The organism is Campylobacter sp. CFSAN093229 (genome assembly GCF_011068225.1).
Taxonomy (GTDB): Bacteria; Campylobacterota; Campylobacteria; order Campylobacterales; family Campylobacteraceae; genus Campylobacter_D; species Campylobacter_D jejuni.
On the sequence record NZ_JAAMXB010000003.1, the window covers coordinates 24681 to 44393 of the forward strand.

At 30.5% G+C, this 19713-nt stretch carries 19 protein-coding genes; 16 read left to right on the top strand and 3 right to left on the bottom strand.

Annotated features, from left to right (window positions below; translation table 11 throughout):
* Positions 1 to 4: 4 nt before the first annotated feature.
* Positions 5 to 2617 (bottom strand): valine--tRNA ligase, encoded by a 2613-nt coding sequence (locus FBE93_RS01205; protein WP_002932513.1) that lies wholly within the window; start codon positions 2615 to 2617, stop codon positions 5 to 7.
* 22 nt (positions 2618 to 2639) lie between these two features.
* Positions 2640 to 3659, bottom strand: a complete 1020-nt coding sequence (locus FBE93_RS01210; RefSeq protein ID WP_002932515.1) for a hypothetical protein — start codon at positions 3657 to 3659, stop codon at positions 2640 to 2642.
* Positions 3660 to 3787: 128 nt separating this feature from the next.
* Here FBE93_RS01210 and FBE93_RS01215 point away from each other — a divergent pair, with 128 nt between their 5' ends.
* The 14 genes from FBE93_RS01215 to purU all read left to right on the top strand — a co-directional run bounded on the left by FBE93_RS01215 (position 3788) and on the right by purU (position 16470).
* Entirely contained in the window at positions 3788 to 5818 is a 2031-nt protein-coding gene (locus FBE93_RS01215; RefSeq protein WP_002932517.1) for an ATP-dependent helicase, read from the top strand.
* 48 nt (positions 5819 to 5866) lie between these two features.
* Positions 5867 to 6607: an AcfC family adhesin PEB2 gene (gene peb2, locus FBE93_RS01220; protein WP_002932523.1), complete on the top strand. Its 741-nt coding sequence runs from the start codon at positions 5867 to 5869 to the stop codon at positions 6605 to 6607.
* Between the two features lie 97 nt (positions 6608 to 6704).
* A complete protein-coding gene (tpx, locus tag FBE93_RS01225; protein WP_002856712.1) occupies positions 6705 to 7232 on the top strand; it encodes a thiol peroxidase in 528 nt (175 codons plus the stop codon).
* A 246-nt stretch (positions 7233 to 7478) separates the two neighbouring features.
* The gene (napA, locus tag FBE93_RS01230; RefSeq protein WP_002932525.1) at positions 7479 to 10253 is read left to right on the top strand and encodes a periplasmic nitrate reductase subunit alpha; all 2775 of its coding nucleotides are present in this window, start codon (positions 7479 to 7481) and stop codon (positions 10251 to 10253) included.
* Positions 10254 to 10270: 17 nt separating this feature from the next.
* The gene (napG, locus tag FBE93_RS01235) at positions 10271 to 11011 is read left to right on the top strand and encodes a ferredoxin-type protein NapG (protein WP_165434091.1); all 741 of its coding nucleotides are present in this window, start codon (positions 10271 to 10273) and stop codon (positions 11009 to 11011) included.
* Positions 11008 to 11790, top strand: coding sequence for a quinol dehydrogenase ferredoxin subunit NapH (gene napH / locus FBE93_RS01240; protein ID WP_072225845.1), 783 nt, complete (start codon positions 11008 to 11010; stop codon positions 11788 to 11790). Before napG ends, napH begins: the two co-directional genes overlap by 4 nt.
* The gene (locus FBE93_RS01245; protein ID WP_072225846.1) at positions 11787 to 12311 is read left to right on the top strand and encodes a nitrate reductase cytochrome c-type subunit; all 525 of its coding nucleotides are present in this window, start codon (positions 11787 to 11789) and stop codon (positions 12309 to 12311) included. Before napH ends, FBE93_RS01245 begins: the two co-directional genes overlap by 4 nt.
* 4 nt (positions 12312 to 12315) lie before the next feature.
* Complete coding sequence (locus FBE93_RS01250) at positions 12316 to 13230, top strand: WD40 repeat domain-containing protein (RefSeq protein ID WP_165434092.1); 915 nt, start codon at positions 12316 to 12318, stop codon at positions 13228 to 13230.
* On the top strand, positions 13223 to 13561 hold the full coding sequence (locus FBE93_RS01255; protein WP_002852435.1) for a chaperone NapD: 339 nt from the start codon (positions 13223 to 13225) through the stop codon (positions 13559 to 13561). Before FBE93_RS01250 ends, FBE93_RS01255 begins: the two co-directional genes overlap by 8 nt.
* A 12-nt stretch (positions 13562 to 13573) precedes the next feature.
* The gene (tatA2, locus tag FBE93_RS01260; protein ID WP_002852615.1) at positions 13574 to 13747 is read left to right on the top strand and encodes a Sec-independent protein translocase subunit TatA2; all 174 of its coding nucleotides are present in this window, start codon (positions 13574 to 13576) and stop codon (positions 13745 to 13747) included.
* Between the two features lie 78 nt (positions 13748 to 13825).
* Positions 13826 to 14074 carry a tetratricopeptide repeat protein gene (locus FBE93_RS01265; RefSeq protein ID WP_002859818.1) on the top strand — a complete coding sequence of 83 codons (249 nt, stop codon included), beginning with the start codon at positions 13826 to 13828 and terminating at the stop codon, positions 14072 to 14074.
* Entirely contained in the window at positions 14071 to 14562 is a 492-nt protein-coding gene (locus tag FBE93_RS01270) for a hypothetical protein (protein ID WP_002856776.1), read from the top strand. Before FBE93_RS01265 ends, FBE93_RS01270 begins: the two co-directional genes overlap by 4 nt.
* Positions 14531 to 15649, top strand: a complete 1119-nt coding sequence (locus tag FBE93_RS01275) for a CCA tRNA nucleotidyltransferase (RefSeq protein WP_032598706.1) — start codon at positions 14531 to 14533, stop codon at positions 15647 to 15649. Before FBE93_RS01270 ends, FBE93_RS01275 begins: the two co-directional genes overlap by 32 nt.
* Entirely contained in the window at positions 15646 to 16470 is an 825-nt protein-coding gene (gene purU, locus FBE93_RS01280) for a formyltetrahydrofolate deformylase (protein ID WP_002852510.1), read from the top strand. Before FBE93_RS01275 ends, purU begins: the two co-directional genes overlap by 4 nt.
* On the opposite strand, the gene FBE93_RS01285 is transcribed toward purU, so the two are convergent.
* Complete coding sequence (locus FBE93_RS01285) at positions 16467 to 17741, bottom strand: aminotransferase class V-fold PLP-dependent enzyme (protein WP_165434093.1); 1275 nt, start codon at positions 17739 to 17741, stop codon at positions 16467 to 16469. The two genes, purU and FBE93_RS01285, sit on opposite strands and share 4 nt — an antisense overlap.
* A 35-nt stretch (positions 17742 to 17776) precedes the next feature.
* Here FBE93_RS01285 and FBE93_RS01290 point away from each other — a divergent pair, with 35 nt between their 5' ends.
* Together FBE93_RS01290 and flgS are read left to right on the top strand one after the other, a co-directional pair.
* On the top strand, positions 17777 to 18655 hold the full coding sequence (locus FBE93_RS01290; protein WP_072225848.1) for a DUF234 domain-containing protein: 879 nt from the start codon (positions 17777 to 17779) through the stop codon (positions 18653 to 18655).
* 3 nt (positions 18656 to 18658) lie between these two features.
* Positions 18659 to 19678 (top strand): fla regulon two-component system sensor histidine kinase FlgS, encoded by a 1020-nt coding sequence (gene flgS / locus FBE93_RS01295; protein ID WP_002859823.1) that lies wholly within the window; start codon positions 18659 to 18661, stop codon positions 19676 to 19678.
* Positions 19679 to 19713: the final 35 nt, after the last annotated feature.

The following is a 19713-nucleotide window of genomic DNA, read 5'->3' on the forward strand; positions in this document are numbered from 1 at the left end:
ATTTTTAACCTCTTAGATTTTGAAGTTCAACTGATATTTTTTCAAGTTGAATTTTTAAATTTTCTAGAGCTTCTTTATTTTGCTCAACCACCTCTTTAGGTGCGTTAGCGATGAATTTTTCATTACAGAGCATAGAATTAAGCTTAGCACTTTCTTTTTCAAGCTTATTTTTTTGATTTTCAAGTCTTGTTAAAATACCACTTAAATCAACATTTTCAAGCGTAATAAAAATTTCTAAATTCTCGCTAACATCACATATTGCCTTTGGTAATTTTTCTTCACTAAATTCTATTTGCTCGCACTTTGCGAGCATCATGATAAAATTCATATAAGCTTTGATTTCATCTTTGATTTTTTTATCGTTAAATTTGATATAAGCTTTTTCTATTTTAGAATTTCCAAGATCGATTAAACTTTTAGCACGGCGGATACCAACTATGCTTTCTATGAGCAAAGAAAAGATTTTTTCTATATTTTTATCTTGTTCTTTAAATTTTGGATATTTGCTTATCATAATAGAAGGGCTTGTTTTAAGTTCTGTATCGCTTAGTTTGTGGTATAAATACTCGCTGATAAAAGGCATGAAAGGATTTAAAAGTTTTAAAGCTTCTTTGAAAATACTACCAAGTTCTTTAACGCTTGATTTTTCGGCTTTGCTAAGCTCTATACCCCAATCGCAAAAATCATCCCAAAAGAATTTATATAGAGTATTAGCTGCATCATTAAAGCGATAATTGTCTAAATTTTCTCTTACATCCTTAACACAAGTTTGAAATTTGGCATAGATATATTTTGCTAATTCTGAATGAAGTGTGATATTTTCCAAATCTTCAAATTTACTTTCATTTAAAAGCAGATAATTTGTAGCATTATAAATTTTATTTGTAAAATTTCTAACTTGTAAAAGTTTATCATTGCTAAGTTTAATATCGCGTCCTTGTATAGCAAGAAGTGCTAAAGTAAAGCGTAAAATATCAGCACTATATTCTTTAATGCTTTCATTTGGATCGATGACATTTCCAAGGCTTTTACTCATTTTTCTACCTTGCTCATCTTTCACAAGAGCATGTAAATAAATATCTTTAAAAGGAAGTTGATGTAAGGCATTAGTGCTTTGAAACATCATTCTAGCCACCCAGAAAAATAAAATATCAAAACCTGTAATGAGTAAAGAATTGGGATAAAAATCTTTTAAATCCTTTTCAGACCAAATTTTATCTTTACCCCAATTTTCATTTCCCCAGCCTAGAGTACTCATAGCCCAAAGTCCTGAAGAAAACCAAGTATCAAGTACATCTTCATCTTGTTTGAAATTTTGACTTTGACATTTTGGACAAGTTTTAGGCGTATGTTGGCTTGCCCATTCATGAGAGCATTCGCAATAATACACAGGAATTTGATGTCCCCACCAAAGTTGTCTTGAAATACACCAATCTCTTAAATCTTTCATCCAAGCATTAAAGCTATTTATCCAGTGATTTGGGTAAAATTTGCTTTCTCCAAGCGCAACTTTTTCTATACTTTCTTGGGCGATTTCTTTTTTTACAAACCATTGTTTGGAGATATAAGGTTCAACTATATTGTTGCAACGATAACAATATCCTATTTGATTGTTATGCTCTTCTATTTTTTCTATAAAACCAAGACTTTCAAGTTTGGCTACGATTCTTTCTCTTGCTTCTAAGCGTTCTAAACCTTGAAACTCTAAACAATGCTCGTTTAAAATTCCTTTTTCATCAAAAACACTTATAAAATCTAAATTATGTCTAAGTCCTACTTCATAATCGTTCATGTCATGAGCGGGAGTAACTTTTACAACTCCTGTTCCAAATTCTTTTTCTACATGTTCATCGGCTATGATTTTAATGGCTTTTTTGCTTATAGGCAAAATCACTTCTTTGTCCACAAATTTAGTATAGCGTTCATCATCAGGATGCACCATAACTGCAGTATCGCCAAAAAAAGTTTCAGGACGCGTTGTGGCTACTACTAAAAATTCATCGCTATCTTTTAAAAAGTATTTAATATGATAAAGTTTTCCTTTGTTTTCTTTGTATTCAACTTCTATATCACTTAAAGCGCCATCGTGAGTACACCAATTTATCATGTAGTTTCCACGTACAATAAGTCTTTTATCATAAAGTTCTACAAAGGCTTTTTTTACGGCATTAACCAAACCTTCATCCATAGTAAAACGCAAGCGACTCCATGCAGGAGTGATGCCTAGTGTTCTCATTTGGTCTAAAATTTTTCCACCGCTTTGCTCTTTCCACTCCCAGATTTTTTCTATAAATTTCTCTCTACCTAGTTCTTCTTTTTTAATGCCTTGAGCAAGGAGTTGTTTTTCTACAACATTTTGAGTGGCAATACCTGCGTGATCAAGCCCTGGTTGATAAAGAACCTTATAGCCATCCATTCTTTTATAACGCGTCATAATATCTTGTAGAGTAAAAGTTAAAGCATGTCCTATGTGTAAAACTCCAGTGACATTAGGAGGAGGCATCATAATGCAGAAATTTTTATCTTTTTCTTGTATGGTTTTATTGCCATCAATTTCAAAATATCCGCGTTCTTCGCAAATTTGATAATACTCTTTTTCTAAATTTTTATCATACATTATTTGCCTTTATTGTTTTAGCTTATTTAGTAGAGCTAATTTCTATAATTTCACAAAACGGGAAGAAATATTGTGCTGTATTAAGTCCAGTTTTCAAACTTTTGATATGTTTAGAAAAATCACTTCCTTTGCCGTCTTTTTTAATTTGAAGTTTAAGTCTTTCTAAAATTTCTTCACGTGCTACATGTTCATTTAATTCTTTTGGATTGTTTAAATATGGGCTTAATCTATCTAAACTAATATATTTATAAGCTTTTTTCATATCTGAAAAGATAATTTCTTTGTTATAGATAGTTAATTTCATTTCCCCTTTTGGTAGCATTTTAACAAAAATACTTAGATAATAATCTTTTGCATTATCTTGTATAACGCTTAGCATATCTTTTAACAGATTGATTCTGTATTGGCTTAAAAATTTTCCATCTAAAATGTAAACTTTCATATTTTCTGTGCTAAGCTCAGGTTCTAAACGACTGTTTTTTCCTATGCTTAGATATTCTCTAGCGGTATTTAGATATTTATTTTTGTTTGATTTGTTTGATTGAAGTTCTTTTTTTACAGCTCTTTCTCTTTCTAAGATCTTTTGTTGTTTGCTGATTTCTTTTTTAAGAGCTTCTATTTTGGCTTGTTTATTTTCTTGTTTTAATTTTCCTTTATCCGTATCTAAAATTTGCTTATTTTCATTTGTGTTAATATTATTACTTGTATTGGTGCCATTATTTAAGCTTTGATTGTTTTCGCTTATTGATGTATTAAATGTATCGTTATTTAAGCTTTGATTTTCATCTAATAGGTTTGTTTCTTGCTTTTGGATGGTATTGTTATTAATATTTATATCTGATGAACTATTGTTGGTTTGGATCGAAGGTGAATAGGAATTATCGTAGTTATTGGTATACGATTTTTGTTCCGTGTAAGTGTTGGTATTTAAGGTGTAATTCTTTGGTTTTGAATATTCAAAAAGATAATAATATGTTCCACCTAATATCACAATAACAGCAATTAATATGCCAACAATAATAGAAAAAATTTTCAAATTCATTTGCTATCCCTTAAAAACAGAAAGTTAAATAATTTTAGCATTGTACTATAATCTAATATAAAGTAATTTTAAATTTTTATATTTTTAAGTAATTTTTTTTTATAATTTTAACTTTTATAAGGAAAATAATGCCACTTTCAAAATTAAATAATGAACAATATCTTGCCGCTACTGCTGATTTTGGACACAATCTTGTTATTGCAAGCGCAGGGACGGGAAAAACTTCTACTATTGTTGCAAGAATTTCTTATCTTTTAAGCAAGGGAGTGGCACCTCAAAAAATTATGCTTTTGACTTTCACAAATAAAGCCAGTAAAGAAATGATAGGGCGTTTAGGGAAATTTTTTGATAAAAATATTACCAGTAAAATACTTGCAGGAACTTTTCATAGTACGGCTTATACCTTACTTAGAAATGCGGATAAAAATATAGCCTTAAAGCAAGCAAGCGAGTTAAAAACTCTACTTAAAAGTGTCTATGAAAAAAGAACTTTTAGGCATTTAAGTGATATAAAACCTTATCAATCAAGTTATTTATATGATCTTTATTCTTTGTTTCAAAACAAAGCACACAATCAAGATTTTTATACTTGGTTTTGTCAAAACTATGAAGAACAAAGTATTTATGCTGAAATTTATGAAGATATTTTAAAAGAATATGATAATGAAAAAAAGCGTTTTAATTATGTAGATTTTAATGACTTGCTTATCAATCTAAAAGAGCTTTTAAAAGAAGAAAAATATGAATTTGATGAAATTTTAGTAGATGAATATCAAGACACAAATACTTTGCAAAGTTCCTTAATAGAGGCTTTTCATAGTAAAAGTTTGTTTTGCGTAGGGGATTATGATCAAAGTATTTATGCTTTTAATGGAGCGGATATTAATATCATAGGTGGGTTTAAAGATCGTTTTAAAGATGCAAAAATTTTTTCTTTAAATAAAAACTACCGTTCATCAAGAAGTATTTTAGCTTTAGCTAATAAAGTGATTTTAAATAATGAAAGATTATATCCAAAAGAACTTATTGTTACAAGAAATGATGAGTTTAAAGCCCCATCTTTGCTTACTTTTGAAGAATTATTTGATCAGTATCAAAATATAGCTAAAATGATACTTACAAGCGGAGTAAGTTTGGAAGAAATTGCCGTGATTTTTCGCAACAACTCAAGTGCTGATGGGGTTGAAGTAGCTTTAAGGGAGCAGGGTATTGCAAGTGTGAGAAAGGGAAGTGGAAGTTTTTTTGAAAGTTTGGAAGTTAAAGCTTTTAGTGCTATGCTTGCGCTTGTGGTAAATCCTAAAGATATCATGGCTTTTATTCATTTGGTTCAATACACCAAAGGTGTGGGTGGAGTTTTAGCAAAAGAAATTTTTGACGCACTTTTAAAATTAGGGCATGGAAATTTAATAAAAGGTTTTTTAGATCCTGATAAAAATGTAAATTTGCAAAATCATCAAAAAAGAAATTATCAACTTGGGCTTTTTGCAGATTTGGAAGAATTAGCCAGCGAAACTCGTTTTAAATTTGAGAGTGAATTTGATGCACATCCTATTTTAAGACTTTCAAAAATCAATGATTTGTGCGCTAGAAATTTGGAAAAAATCTATCTTTTTTTAAAAAAAGCTATGGAAATAAAACATTCTTTGACTTTAGTCAATTTAATTTGTGAAAATTCTTTTTATAGAGAAATTTGTGAAGAACTTGCAACCAAAAGAGCAACAAATAAAGCAGGGCAGGTGGATTTATTAAGAAAGAGTGAAAATTTAGAAAAAATAGAAACAAAATTCAATGTCTTAAAAGAGCTTACAAAAAATTATAGCGATATTTATAAGTATTATAATTTTCTAACTTTAGGTGCAAGCGAAATGAGTAGTGGCAAAGGAGTTAATTTGCTTAGCGTACATGCAAGTAAAGGCTTGGAATTTGATCTTGTTTTTGTGATTGATCTTGCACAAGGTCGCTTTCCTAATCAAAAGCTTATGGGAATGGGTGGAAGCTTAGAAGAAGAAAGAAGACTTTTTTATGTTGCGGTAACTAGGGCAAAAAATATACTTTATTTAAGCTATGCTAAATATGATAAAAACAAAAAAACTTCTTTTGCTCCTTCTCGTTTTCTTATAGAAGCAGGGCTTTGCAAGGGAGAGTTAACTATAGATTGATACAATTTCCTTTCAAGTAAGTTATATTATTAAAGAAAGGTTTATTTTATGAAAAAAATATTAATTTTAAGTTTAGCAGCAGCAAGTTTTTTAAATGCTGAAATTTTAGTTTATGGTCCAGGTGGTCCTGCTCCTGTACTAAAAGAGCTTGCTTTAAAATTTGAAGAAAAAACAAAAGAAAAGGTGATTGTAACTGCAGGTCCAACTCCAGCTTGGATAGATAAAGCAAAAGAAAATGCAGATTTGATTTTTTCAGGCAATACTTCAATGATGGATGATTTTGCTAAAAAAATTCCAAGTTTAAGTTTAGAAAATTTAAGCGTTTTAAATATGCGTCCATCAGGTATTATCGTGCGTCCAAATAATCCAAAAAATATTAAAAATTTTGAAGACATTTTAAAAGATGGCGTAAATGTTATGGTGGTTGATGGTGCAGGACAAGTTGGACTTTATGAAGATATGGCTTTAAAAAGTGCAAAAAGAGAAAATTTGGTAAAATTACGTAAAAATATAAAAATTTATGCTAAAAATTCCAAAGCTGCTGTAGATGAGTGGAATAACAATCCAAATATTGATGTTTTAATTATTTGGTCTCATTGGGCAAAGGCTTTAGGCGATGATAAAGCTTTATTTATCAAAGATAAAAATGCAGTGATTTATCGTGCAGCTGAAATAGCTCCTACAAAAAAAGGTTTAGAAAATAAAAAAGCTTTAGAATTTGTAGATTTTATTAAGAGTAAGGAAGCTCAAAAAGTGTGGAAAAAATATACTTGGAAAGAAATAAAATAATTTTCAGTGAAATTAAAAATAATTAATATTTATAGGATATAATTACTCCTAAAACATTAATTGTAATAATGTTTAAAATATCAAAAAAGGAAATTAAATGAGTACAGTAAATTTTAAAGGAAATCCTGTAAAACTTAAAGGAAATTCAGTAGAAGTTGGAGCAGATGCTCCTAAGGTAAATCTTAAAGCTAAAGATTTAAGCGTGATTGAAATCGGTGCAGCGGGTAAAACTCAAATCATTTTAAGTGTTCCAAGCTTAGATACACCAGTTTGTGCTACAGAGGCTAGAGAATTTAATAAAAAAGTAGCCAGTTACAATGGTGCTGAAGTGATTGTAGTAAGTATGGATTTACCTTTTGCTATGGGAAGATTTTGCAGTACAGAAGGTATTGAAAATTTAAGTGTTGCAAGTGATTTTGTGGCAAAAGAATTTGGTGAAAAATATGGTGTTTTGATAAATGAAGGTGCTTTAGAAGGGCTTTTAGCTCGTGCTGTATTTGTGATTAAAGAGGGTAAAGTGGCATATAAAGAACTTGTAAATGAAATCACAGAAATGCCAGATATTGCAAAACTTGATGCATTTTTTGGTGGTTCTAGCTGCTGCGGTGGTTGTGGTTGCCATTAATTTTGATTAAGCCCATTCTTAGGGCTTAATTTTTACATCTTCATTTTTTTATTATTTTAAGTTGATTATATTTTGATTGTTAAGTTGATTATTTTTAATATTTATTTTGTGTAAGAAAAATATAAAAAGGACAATAAAACTCCTATAAAATAGAGCTTTAAAATTATTATTTTTATTAAAATTTCAAGAGATTTTTATACTCCATTTTTTATAATAAGATGATTTTTTTATTTTGGAGGAATAAGGATGAATAGAAGGGATTTTATTAAAAATACCGCTATTGCAAGTGCTGCTAGTGTTGCAGGACTTAGTGTTCCAAGCTCTATGCTTGGCGCGCAAGAAGAAGATTGGAAATGGGATAAGGCTGTTTGTAGATTTTGTGGAACTGGCTGTGGAATTATGATAGCCAGAAAAGATGGCAAAATCGTAGCAACAAAAGGTGATCCTGCAGCACCCGTAAATCGCGGACTTAATTGTATCAAAGGTTATTTTAATGCTAAGATCATGTATGGTGAAGATCGTCTTGTTATGCCTTTACTTCGCATGAATGAAAAAGGCGAATTTGATAAAAAAGGCAAATTTCAACAAGTTTCTTGGCAAAGAGCCTTTGATGAAATGGAAAAACAATTTAAAAAAGCCTACAATGAACTCGGCGTTACAGGTATAGGGATTTTTGGTAGTGGGCAATACACCATCCAAGAAGGTTATGCTGCTTTAAAACTTGCAAAAGCGGGCTTTAGAACAAATAATATCGATCCAAATGCAAGACATTGTATGGCCTCTGCAGTGGTTGGTTTTATGCAAACTTTTGGTGTAGATGAGCCATCAGGCTGTTATGATGATATAGAGCTTACAGATACTATTATCACTTGGGGAGCTAATATGGCTGAAATGCACCCAATCCTTTGGTCAAGAGTAAGCGATAGAAAACTAAGCAATCTTGATAAGGTCAAAGTTGTTAATCTAAGTACTTTTTCTAACCGTACTTCAAATATTGCTGATATTGAAATTATTTTTAAACCAAATACAGATTTGGCTATTTGGAACTACATAGCAAGAGAGATTGTTTATAATCATCCAGAGGCTATGGATATGAAATTTATCAAAGATCACTGCGTATTTGCAACTGGTTATGCTGATATTGGTTATGGTATGAGAAATAATCCAAATCATCCAAAATTTAAAGAAAGTGAAAAAGATACAGTTGAAAAAGAAAATGCAATCACTCTAGACGATGAAGAGGCTACTTCTTTATCTTATCTTGGCGTTAAAGCGGGTGATAAATTTGAAATGAAACATCAAGGTGTGGCTGATAAAAACTGGGAAATTTCTTTTGAAGAATTTAAAAAAGGTTTAGCCCCTTATACTTTGGAATACACTGCAAAAGTAGCCAAAGGTGATGATAATGAGTCTTTGGAAGATTTTAAGAAAAAACTTCAAGAATTAGCTAATCTTTACATAGAGAAAAATCGCAAAGTCGTAAGTTTTTGGACTATGGGCTTTAATCAACACACAAGAGGTTCTTGGGTAAATGAACAAGCTTATATGGTGCATTTTTTACTAGGAAAGCAAGCTAAACCAGGTAGTGGAGCCTTTTCTTTAACAGGACAGCCAAGTGCCTGTGGAACAGCTAGGGAAGTAGGAACTTTCTCGCATCGTTTGCCTGCAGATATGGTTGTAGCCAATCCAAAACACAGAGAAATTTCTGAAAAAATTTGGAAAGTTCCTGCAAAGACCATCAACCCAAAACCAGGCTCTCCTTATCTTAATATCATGAGAGATTTAGAAGATGGAAAAATTAAATTTGCATGGGTGCAAGTGAATAATCCATGGCAAAACACTGCAAATGCAAATCACTGGATCGCAGCAGCAAGAGAAATGGATAATTTTATTGTTGTAAGTGATTGTTATCCTGGAATTTCAGCAAAAGTAGCTGATCTTATTTTACCAAGTGCTATGATTTATGAAAAATGGGGTGCTTATGGTAATGCTGAAAGAAGAACTCAACATTGGAAACAACAAGTTTTACCTGTAGGTGCTGCCATGAGTGATACTTGGCAAATTTTAGAATTTGCAAAACGCTTTAAGCTTAAAGAAGTTTGGAAAGAGCAAAAAGTGGATAATAAGCTTACCTTGCCAAGTGTTTTAGAAGAGGCAAAAGCTATGGGTTATAGTGAAGATGATACACTTTTTGATGTGCTATTTGCCAATAAAGAAGCAAAAAGCTTTAATCCAAACGATGCTATCGCAAAAGGCTTTGATAATACTGATGTTAAAGGTGATGAGAGAAAAATTCAAGGCAGTGATGGAAAAGAATTTACAGGCTATGGCTTTTTCGTTCAAAAATACCTTTGGGAAGAATATCGTAAATTTGGCTTAGGACACGGCCATGATTTAGCGGATTTTGATACCTATCATAAAGTAAGGGGTTTAAGATGGCCTGTGGTTAATGGCAAGGAAACACAATGGAGATTTAATACTAAATTTGATTATTATGCTAAAAAAGCGGCTCCAAATTCGGATTTTGCTTTTTATGGTGATTTTAACAAAATGCTTACAAATGGGGATTTAATAGCCCCTAAAGATGAAAAAGAGCACAGTATTAAAAATAAGGCTAAAATTTTCTTTAGGCCATTTATGAAAGCACCTGAAAGACCAAGTAAAGAGTATCCATTCTGGCTTGCAACAGGAAGGGTTTTAGAGCATTGGCATAGTGGAACTATGACTATGCGTGTGCCTGAGCTTTACCGCGCCGTGCCTGAAGCACTTTGCTATATGAGTGAGAAAGATGGAGAGAAATTAGGCTTAAATCAAGGTGATTTGGTTTGGGTGGAATCTCGTCGTGGTAAAGTAAAAGCAAGAGTAGATATGCGTGGAAGAAACAAACCGCCTGTAGGACTTGTGTATGTGCCGTGGTTTGATGAGAATGTATATATCAATAAAGTTACTTTGGATGCGACTTGTCCGCTTTCAAAACAAACTGACTTTAAAAAATGTGCTGTAAAAATTTATAAGGCTTAATTTAGGGTTTTGATTAAATGAAAGGTAGAAGAGAATTTTTTGTTAGTGCCTTTAAGGCTGCATGTTTATGCGCAGGAGGTGGATTTTTGGCTAATTTGGCTTTAAAAGCTGATGATAATTATGCCTTGCGTCCTCCTGGGGCTGAAGATGAAGCTAGATTTTTAAGCAAATGTATTCGTTGTGGGCTTTGTGTAAAAGCCTGTCCTTATGATACTTTAAAGCTTGCTAGCTTGTTAGATAGTCCAAAAAATGGCACGCCTTTTTTTAAGGCAAGAGAAATTCCTTGTTATCTTTGCAAGGATATTCCTTGCATTAGAGAATGTCCAACTGATGCTTTAGATAAAAAGCATTTAGAGCAGGGTATAGATTCTTTGAAAATGGGTATTGCTATTGTTGATAGTGCTTCTTGTGTGGCACACTGGGGAATTCAATGCGATGCTTGTTATAGAGCTTGTCCTTTGATAGATAGGGCTTTAAAACTTGAGCTTAAACGCAATGAACGCACCGCCAAGCACGCTTTTTTACTACCTAGCGTGGATCATGAAGTGTGTGTAGGTTGTGGGCTTTGTGAACTTGCTTGTATTACTGAAAAACCGGCCATTCGTGTTTTGCCAAGGGAGTATGTATTGGGAAAAGCAGGATCTCATTATGTAAAAGGCTGGGATGAAAAAGATGAAGGTCGTATAAAAAATGCAGATACTTCAAAACATTTTGATGCTAAAAAAGCAACCAATTATTTAAATGATGGAGAACTGTGATGAAGTATTTAATTGCTAGACGCATCGTTCAGTTTGGAATTTTAGTGCTTTTTAGTTTTAAAGCTACGGATTTTATCTTACAGGGAAATTTAAGTTCTTCTAGACTTTTTAATACCATACCTTTAAGCGATCCTTTTGCGGTTTTGCAAATTATTTTAGCAAGCTGGAGTATAGATTTAATGGCTTTAATAGGAGCTTTGATTATATTTTTTATCTATGGTTTGCTTTTAGGAAGGGTTTTTTGCTCTTGGGTTTGTCCTGTTAATTTAATCACAGATTTTGCTGCTTTTGTGCGAAATAAATTAACCCTTAATAATAAATTTTTAATTTTGCCTAAAAATTTACGCTATTTTGTATTGGTCTTGGTTTTAATCCTTTCTTTTGTATTTTCATTGCCTGTGTTTGAAAGTTTTTCTTATATAGGAATGATACATAGAGGGATTATTTTTGCTACAAGTTCTTGGATTTTTGTAGCCTTTATACTTTTTTGTATTGATACTTTTTTAAGCCCTAGGGCAATTTGTTCACATTTTTGTCCACTGGGAGCTTTTTATGCTTTTATTTCTCGTTTTGCTTTGCTTAAAATAAAGCATGATAGTGATAAATGCACCAAATGTTATGAATGTATCCGTATTTGTCCTGAAAAACAGGTTTTGTGGATGGTTGGAAAAGAAAGTACTAGCGTGAAATCAGGAGAGTGTATAAGGTGTGCAAGATGTATAGAAGTTTGTAATGATGATGCTTTGAAATTTAATATTTTTGATTTAAGGAATAAATGATGAAGAAGAAATTGGTTTTATTAGGAAGCGCTGCAGTGGTGTTTTTTGCCGCTTGTGCAATGAATAGTGGGGTAAGTTCAGAACAAATTGGACTTAGAAAAGCAAGTTTAGAAAATGAAAATAAAGTAAATTTAGTGGAAGCAAATTTCACAACTTTACAGCCTGGGGAATCTACTCGTTTTGAGCGTTCTTATGAAAATGCACCACCATTAATTCCGCATGCTATTGAAGATTTGTTGCCTATAACTAAAGATAACAATATGTGCTTAAGCTGCCATGATAAGTCTATAGCAGCAGATGCTGGTGCAACTCCACTTCCTGCTAGCCATTATTATGATTTTAGACACAATAAAACCACAGGGGATATGATTAGCGATAGTCGTTTTAATTGTACTCAGTGTCATGTTCCACAAAGCGATGCAAAACCTTTAGTGGGAAATAGCTTTAAACCTGAATTTAAAAATGAACAATTAAAAAGTCGTTCAAATTTAATTGATGTGATTAATGAGGGTGTAAAGTAAATAAATGAAAAAATTTCTTTTTATTTTGAGTCTTTTTTGTGTTTTGTCTTATGCTTATGAGCTGAAATTAAATGCCAATATAACAGCTTTAAAGCTTGATAAGCAAAACTTATATATAGGCACTGATAAAGGTGAAATTTTACAATATAACATTAAAGATAAAAGTTTAAAAGAACTTTTATCTTTACCAAAGATTAAAAATTATTATGGTAATGATTTTGCTAAAATTTACAACATTGATGTTTTTAAACATACACTTTTAATACTTAGCGAGGGTGATTTTGGTGCTAAAAATTTAAGTTTTTATAAGGAAAATTTACAAATTAAAAAGCTCGAAGAAAATAGCATAATAAAAGCATTTTTTATCAATGAAAATACTTATCTTTTGATTTCTATTGGTTCTGAAATAGAATTGATCGATAAAAGCTTAAAGAATATAAAAAAATTTAATTTTTCCCATTCTAGTCTTAATGATGCAGTTTTAAATGAAGATAAGAGTAGACTAGTTGCAGGTTTTGAGAGTGGCGAAGTGGAACTTTTTGATTTGAAAAATTGGAAGATGTTAAAAAACTATGATAAAATGCATAAAGATAATATCCATCAAGTAGATTTTAAAAATAATGTTATTTTAAGTTGTGGAACGGATAGGCGTATAGGAGTTGTAAAAAATGAAGAGCAAAATTTTTTACAAAAAGATTTTTTGATATATACTTGTGCTTTAAGTCCTAATGGAGAATTGGCTGTTTATAGCGATAATGAAGCTGGAATTAGTGAAGTTTTTAGCACAAGTGATTTTAAGCCTGTTAAAACTTTTAATAATGAAAATTTGATGAGTGAGTTTATTATTTTTTTAAACAATAAAGATTTTATCATTTCAGGCTTTGGTGATAGTATAATGTTTAGGAGTATTGATGAATAATCTTTCTAGTGTTTTGATTTTAGCAAAAGAAGAATATATAAATGATTTAAAAAAGGCTATATCTGAAATTCCTTTTTGTTCTGTAGAACTTTGTGAAAATGAAAAGATTATAGTTGTGATTGAAAGTGAAAATTTAGAAGATGAGTTAAACTCTTATAAAATGCTTGAGAAATTGCCAAATATTATCAGTATTAATATGGTTTTTTCTTATCAAGATTTAAATGATGATATCCAAAAAGCAATCAATAGTGGCGCAATAGAAACGATAGAAAAAAATGAAAATGCTGAGAATGTTCGCTACTATGGTAGTGTGTTTAATCAATTTTCTTAAAGTGTAAAGTATATGGTATTTTTAATCCCATTGCTTATTATAATTGGTGTTATTTTTGGAATTGATTATGTGTATTTTAAAAATCAAGATTTAAAAGTGCAAGTTAAAAAAGAACAAAAAGAATTAAATTCTAGCTTAGAGAAAGAAAAAAAAGAATATATAGAAAAATTGTTTAAAACAAAATAGGCATTAAAAATCATATTATTTTCTTAAAGATAAATTAAAAAGCTTTTTGCTAGAATTAAAGAAAAATTTTAGGAAACAGTGATGAAAAATACAGTCACTGAAGCTTCTATCTATGAGGCTCAAGGGTTAAAAGACGAAGCTTTAGAAATTTATAAAAATATCTTAAAAGAAGATCCAGATAACCAAAACGCTATCGATGCGGTTCGTCGTCTTAGTGGTTTTAGATCCAAGCATAAAGACTTAAACACTCAAATGTTGGATTTTTTTATTAATATGAAAAGCGATGAAGAAATTAATGAATTTAAAAGGTGGTTGATAAAAATATGAATTTGGAAGATTTAGCTAAAAAAACCATTAGCGAAGTTAGCTCTATCATGGAAGAGCAAAGAAGACAAAATGAAATTTTAAAAGAACAAGAATTAAATAGAAAAACTGAAATAAAAGATGAATTACCGCCTATGGAGTTTGTATGCGAAGAGCTCGATACTCCGCAAGACTTAGAAGATAAAATTTCTATGGCAAAATTTGAAGAAGAGCAAAAAATACAAAATAATATTGAAATTTCTACTCAGGAAAATAAAGAGTTTAAAAAAGAAGAGCCTTTTTTACAAAGTGAAATTTTAAATCCTAGTGTTATGACAGAGGTTCAAACGCTTAATGAGGATATTTTTTTAAAACATCTTAGAGAGAGAATTTTAGTTCTTTTTGAAGGTTTAAATAGCATAAAAAAAGATGATCTTGAAAATAGGTTAAACTTGACCATAAATTTTTTAGAGTTTTTACTTGCAAATATCGAAGATAAGCTTAAAAAATAATCCCGATTTACAGTTTATCGCTGAGTTTTTAAAGCCTTATACCAAACGAGTGTATTTGGTTGGAGGTAGCGTTAGGGATTTGTTTTTAGGCTTAAAAATTTGTGACTATGATATAGAGCTTTATGATATAAAACCTAAAGATTTTGAAAAGATTATGCAAAAATTGGGCGCACAAGGCTTTGGAAAAAGTTTTTTTGTGTATAAGTTTAAAAATTATGATTTAGCTCTTGCTAGAACCGAAAACAAAATAAGCTATGGACATAAAGGTTTTGAAGTTCAAATTTGCAATGATGAAAAACTTGGCGCCAAAAGACGCGATTTTACCATAAATTCTATGATGATTAATCTTTTTAACGATGAGTTTTTAGATTTTTATGGAGGATTAAAAGATCTAGGAGCAGGCTTTTTAAGGCATATTGACAAACAAAGCTTTCAAGAGGATAGTTTAAGAGTATTAAGAGCGGTAGTATTTGCTTCAAGGTTTAACTTTAAGATAACTAGTGAAAGCTTGAAATTGATGCAAAGTATGGATATAACTGATCTTAGCAAAGATAGGATCAATGCGGAGCTTTATAAATTCTTTAAAAGCCCTAGACTTGATGTCGGCTATAGATATTTACAAGAACTTGGCTTAGAGAAACAGGTTTTCGGCTTTGAGAGTGTTTTTAAGAGTTTGGAATTTCAAAATTTACTCAGACAAAGTAGAGAATTTGTAAAAAGCGATGCTTTATTCTTGTATTTGTATTTGAATTTTTTTAATTTAGAAAAAGATATATTTTTTAAAAGAACTAAACTTAAAAAAGAATACCTAAAATACGCAAATCAAGCTTTTTATCTTGATGATATAAGTGATTTTGAACTAGTAAAAATTGCTTTTGAAATGCCTTTGAAGGAATGGCTTGGACTTTGGAGTAAAAAGCGTATTGAGCAAGCTAAAAGATTAGGGCTTTATGAGAATAAGTTTGAAAGTAAAATTTTAGCAAAAGATTTCATAAATGCTGGATTTTGTGGTAAAATTCTTGGTTTAAAGCTTCAAGAAGCAAGAGAGAATGAATTAAAAGAATATATAAAAGGTTTAGCTAAATGATTTCTGTATTAAAAATTTGTACCAAAGATCAAAAAGGTTTAATTTATAGAATTTCTGATGTTATTTTTAAATATCATATCAATATAGTAAAAAACGATGAATTTGTAGGCGAAGGAATGTTTTTTTTTCGTGCTCTTTTAGAAGGTGAGTTTGATAAAGAAGCTTTTATAGGAACGCTTGAGGCTATGCTTGGACAAGAAGCCTTGATAGAGCTTTGCGAGAAGAGAAAAAAAGATATTGTTGTTTTTGCTACTAAAGAAAGTCATTGTTTGGGAGATTTGCTAATAAAGCATTATAGTAACGAACTTGAAGCAAATATCAAAGCTGTGATTTCAAATCACAACTCTTTAAAGGATTTAGTTGAGAAATTTGAAATTCCTTATCATTTTATCAGCGCTGAAAATTTAGATCGTAAAGAGCAAGAAAATCAGATTTTAAAATGTCTTGAACAATATAAATTTGATTATTTGGTTTTGGCAAAATATATGAGAATTTTATCTCCTGATTTTGTTAGGCATTTTGAAGGTAAGATTATAAATATTCACCATTCTTTCTTACCTGCATTTATAGGAGCAAATCCTTATAAACAAGCCTTTGAAAGAGGGGTTAAAATAATTGGAGCTACGGCACATTTTGTAAATAATAATCTTGATGAAGGTCCTATTATCACTCAAGCTGTTTCGCCTGTAAACCATGAATTTACTTGGCAAGATATGCAACAAGCAGGTAGAAATATAGAAAAAGATGTTCTTTCAAAAGCACTTGATTTGGCTTTTGAAGATAGAATTTTTATACATAATAATAAAACTATAATATTTTAATGCGATAATTTTACTATAGTTTTATTTAAAGCATCGAAAAAATAATCAATATCCTCTTTTTCATGCGTATAATGCAAGCTTATTCTTAACCAGCCTGGTTTTGTTTTAAGTTTTTGATTATCTTTTAAGCCTAGCAAATCATGACCATAAGGCCCAGCACAAGCACATCCAGCGCGTGTTTCTATGTGGTATTTTTTACTAAGTTCGTAAGCGATATCAAAAGGAGAAATTCCTTTGATATTGAAAGCAAAAATAGGCAATCGGGTTTTTAAATTCTTTGCATATAAAATTAAATTAGGTATAGTTTTTAGTTTTTCAAAAAAATAATCTTTTAAAATTTCTTCTTTTTTTTCTATATTTTTAACCCCTATAGAATCTTTGATTTTAAAAGCTAAGCTAGCGCGAATGAGTTGTAAAATTCCAGGTGTTCCTCCTTCTTCTAAAGCTTCTTCATTACAAAGGTAGCATTGTGAAGTGCGAGAAACATAGCCCACAGTTCCACCTGCTGCAAAGCTAGGCTTGTTTCCACAAAGATCTTTTTTGATGGCTAAAAGTCCAGAACCGCCAATACCACCGATTAATTTATGAGAACTTATAAACAACGCATCATAGTATTGACAAGATATGTTTTTATAGGGAATGAAACTAGATGCATCAAAAGCAACTATCCCTTTAAATTTACGAACCATTTTAGAAATGCGTTTGTAATCACTTAATATCCCAGTAACATTTGAAGCCAAAGAAAAGCTAGCGATTATTTTTCTTTTTTTGTTTTTTTGTAAAGTTTTTTCTAGAAAATCAAAATCAATTTCTCCATTTTTATCTAAGGGAATTCTAATGCATTCACACAAGCCTTCTCGAAATGAAAGTTCATTAGAATGATGCTCATAAGGCCCTACGATAACTAAAGGTAAGGTATTTTTATCAATTTGCGTAAAATATCTTTCTTTTACAAGAGGAGGAATGTAAATGCCGATCAATTCTTGAAATTTTTTAATAGCACTGCTTGATCCTGTTCCGCAGGCTATAAGGGCAAAATTTTCATCTAATGATAAACTTTTTTTTATATCTTTTCTTGCTTGTTCGTAAATTTGTTGAGTTTTAAAAGAATTCAAAGAGCTATCAGAATGTGTGTTTGCATAGGTTGGAAGAATTTTTGAAATTTCTTTTTCTACACATTTTAGGGCTAAAGCACTTGCTGTGAAGTCAAAATGCAAAATACCTTTTTTTAAGATCAATTCTTTTTTTAAATCTGAAATTTGCAAATACAATCCTTATAAAAATTTGCTAAAATTATACTATAAAAATGCTTTATAAAAGGAAAAATATAAAATTTAAGAACTTTGTAGATTTGCATAAGAATTTGTCTTTAAGCAAGCTTTTTGATTTTTATAGTGTGTTTGAAGGTTTTGAAAAATTAAACATTTTAAATTTTGAAGATGATGTATTTGCAAATATAGAGCAAATTTTGCTTGATGATTATCTAAAAATTAAAAGTTATTTCGCCTTGGATGAAACAAGTTCTTACGCTCTTACTTTACTAGCTAAAAACAATCGCAAGCGTTTTTCTATCAATAGAAAAATTCAGCATTTTAAAGCTTTATCTACACTTAAATATCTTTTAGAAACAGGTATAATAAAACTTGAGTATAGTAAGGAAGCTAAAAAAATAAAAGATAAAAGACAAAAAATCAAAAAAGAACTAAGATCTTATGTTGTCCAAGATAAGATTATATTTAGCAACCATTTTACTCGTTTCTTTTTTTATTTTTTAAAGCCCAATGAAAAGCTTATTTTGCAAAATCGTTATAAAGAAGTTTTAGAATGCATTAAGGAAAAATTTGAACTTTATCAAAGTTTTTGTTTTGAACAGCTTTCTAGAGAATTGTTTGAGAAAAAATTCAATATCAATGGAGTGCAAAGTTACTGGGATAAGAATTTAGAACTTGATCTTTATTATCAAGATGAAAATTTGTGTTTTGTCGGAGAGGTTAAATTTAAAAATAAAAAAATTTGTAAAAATATTTTAAATCTTTTAAAATCAAAAGCAAAGTCTTTAAATTTGGCTCCAAATTATTACATTATAATCTCAAAAAATGGTTTTAGCAAGGAATTTGATAAAATATGCGAACAGAATTTGCTTTTACTTGATTTGAATGATTTTAAGATTTTATTAGAGGAATGATAAATGAATGAAAGTATTTTAAAAAGTTTAGACTCAAATGAAAAAGAAACCCTACAAAAAGGCTTAGAAAGTCTTATAGAACAAACTTATGTAATAGAAAATGAATACAAAACTTTAAATGAAAACTATAATTCCTTACGCGCAATGGTTGATGAGATTATAGAGGTGTTGCCTAGTGCACTTTGGATTTTAGATAAAGAAAAAAATATTATTTTACAAAATCAAGAAGCCTTGAAAAATCCAAAATTACTTAGTATCATTAGTCTGGATAAAATTCGTGATGAGCTTGAATTTGAAGGTAGGTTTTATGCGGTAAAAATCATAGCACATAATGAAAAAACTATAGTTTCAGCTACAGATATTAGCGATGAAAAACGCAATGAAAGGCTTGCAAGCATGGGTAGTGTAGCGGCTCATTTGGCACATGAGATAAGAAATCCTATTGGATCTATATCTTTACTTGCTTCAACCCTTTTTGCTCGTAGTGAGCTTAAAAATAAGCATATAGTTCTTGAAATCCAAAAGGCTATTGCTAGAGTAGAGCGTATCGTAAATTCAACTTTACTTTTTACTAAGGGTGTGCACATCAATGCTTTAAATTTTAATCTTTTAGAGTTAAAAGAAGAGTGTGAAAGTGCCATTAACTCTTATAATTTCACTTCTCAAATAGACTTTGAAATATCTTTTTTGGATAAGCAGATTTGTGCTGATAAAGCTCTTCTTGGTTTGGTTTTGCAAAATTTGATTTATAATGCTATTGATGCGATAGAAGAAAGCGAATGTGAAAAGCCTATGATTAAAATTTTAGCAAGTTGTGATAATGAAAAAATATGCATCAGAGTGTATGATAATGGTTGTGAAATAAAAGATGAGAAATTGGTTTTTGAAGCTTTTAAAACAACAAAACTTAAAGGCAATGGGCTTGGCTTGTCTCTTTCTAAAGAAATCATAAACGCTCATAAGGGAGAGTTAAGTTTTCAAAGCGATCCTAAGAATTTTTATTTTACCTTACCTTTGGTGTGATAAATATTTTCTTTTCACCCCAAAACGGAACAGAT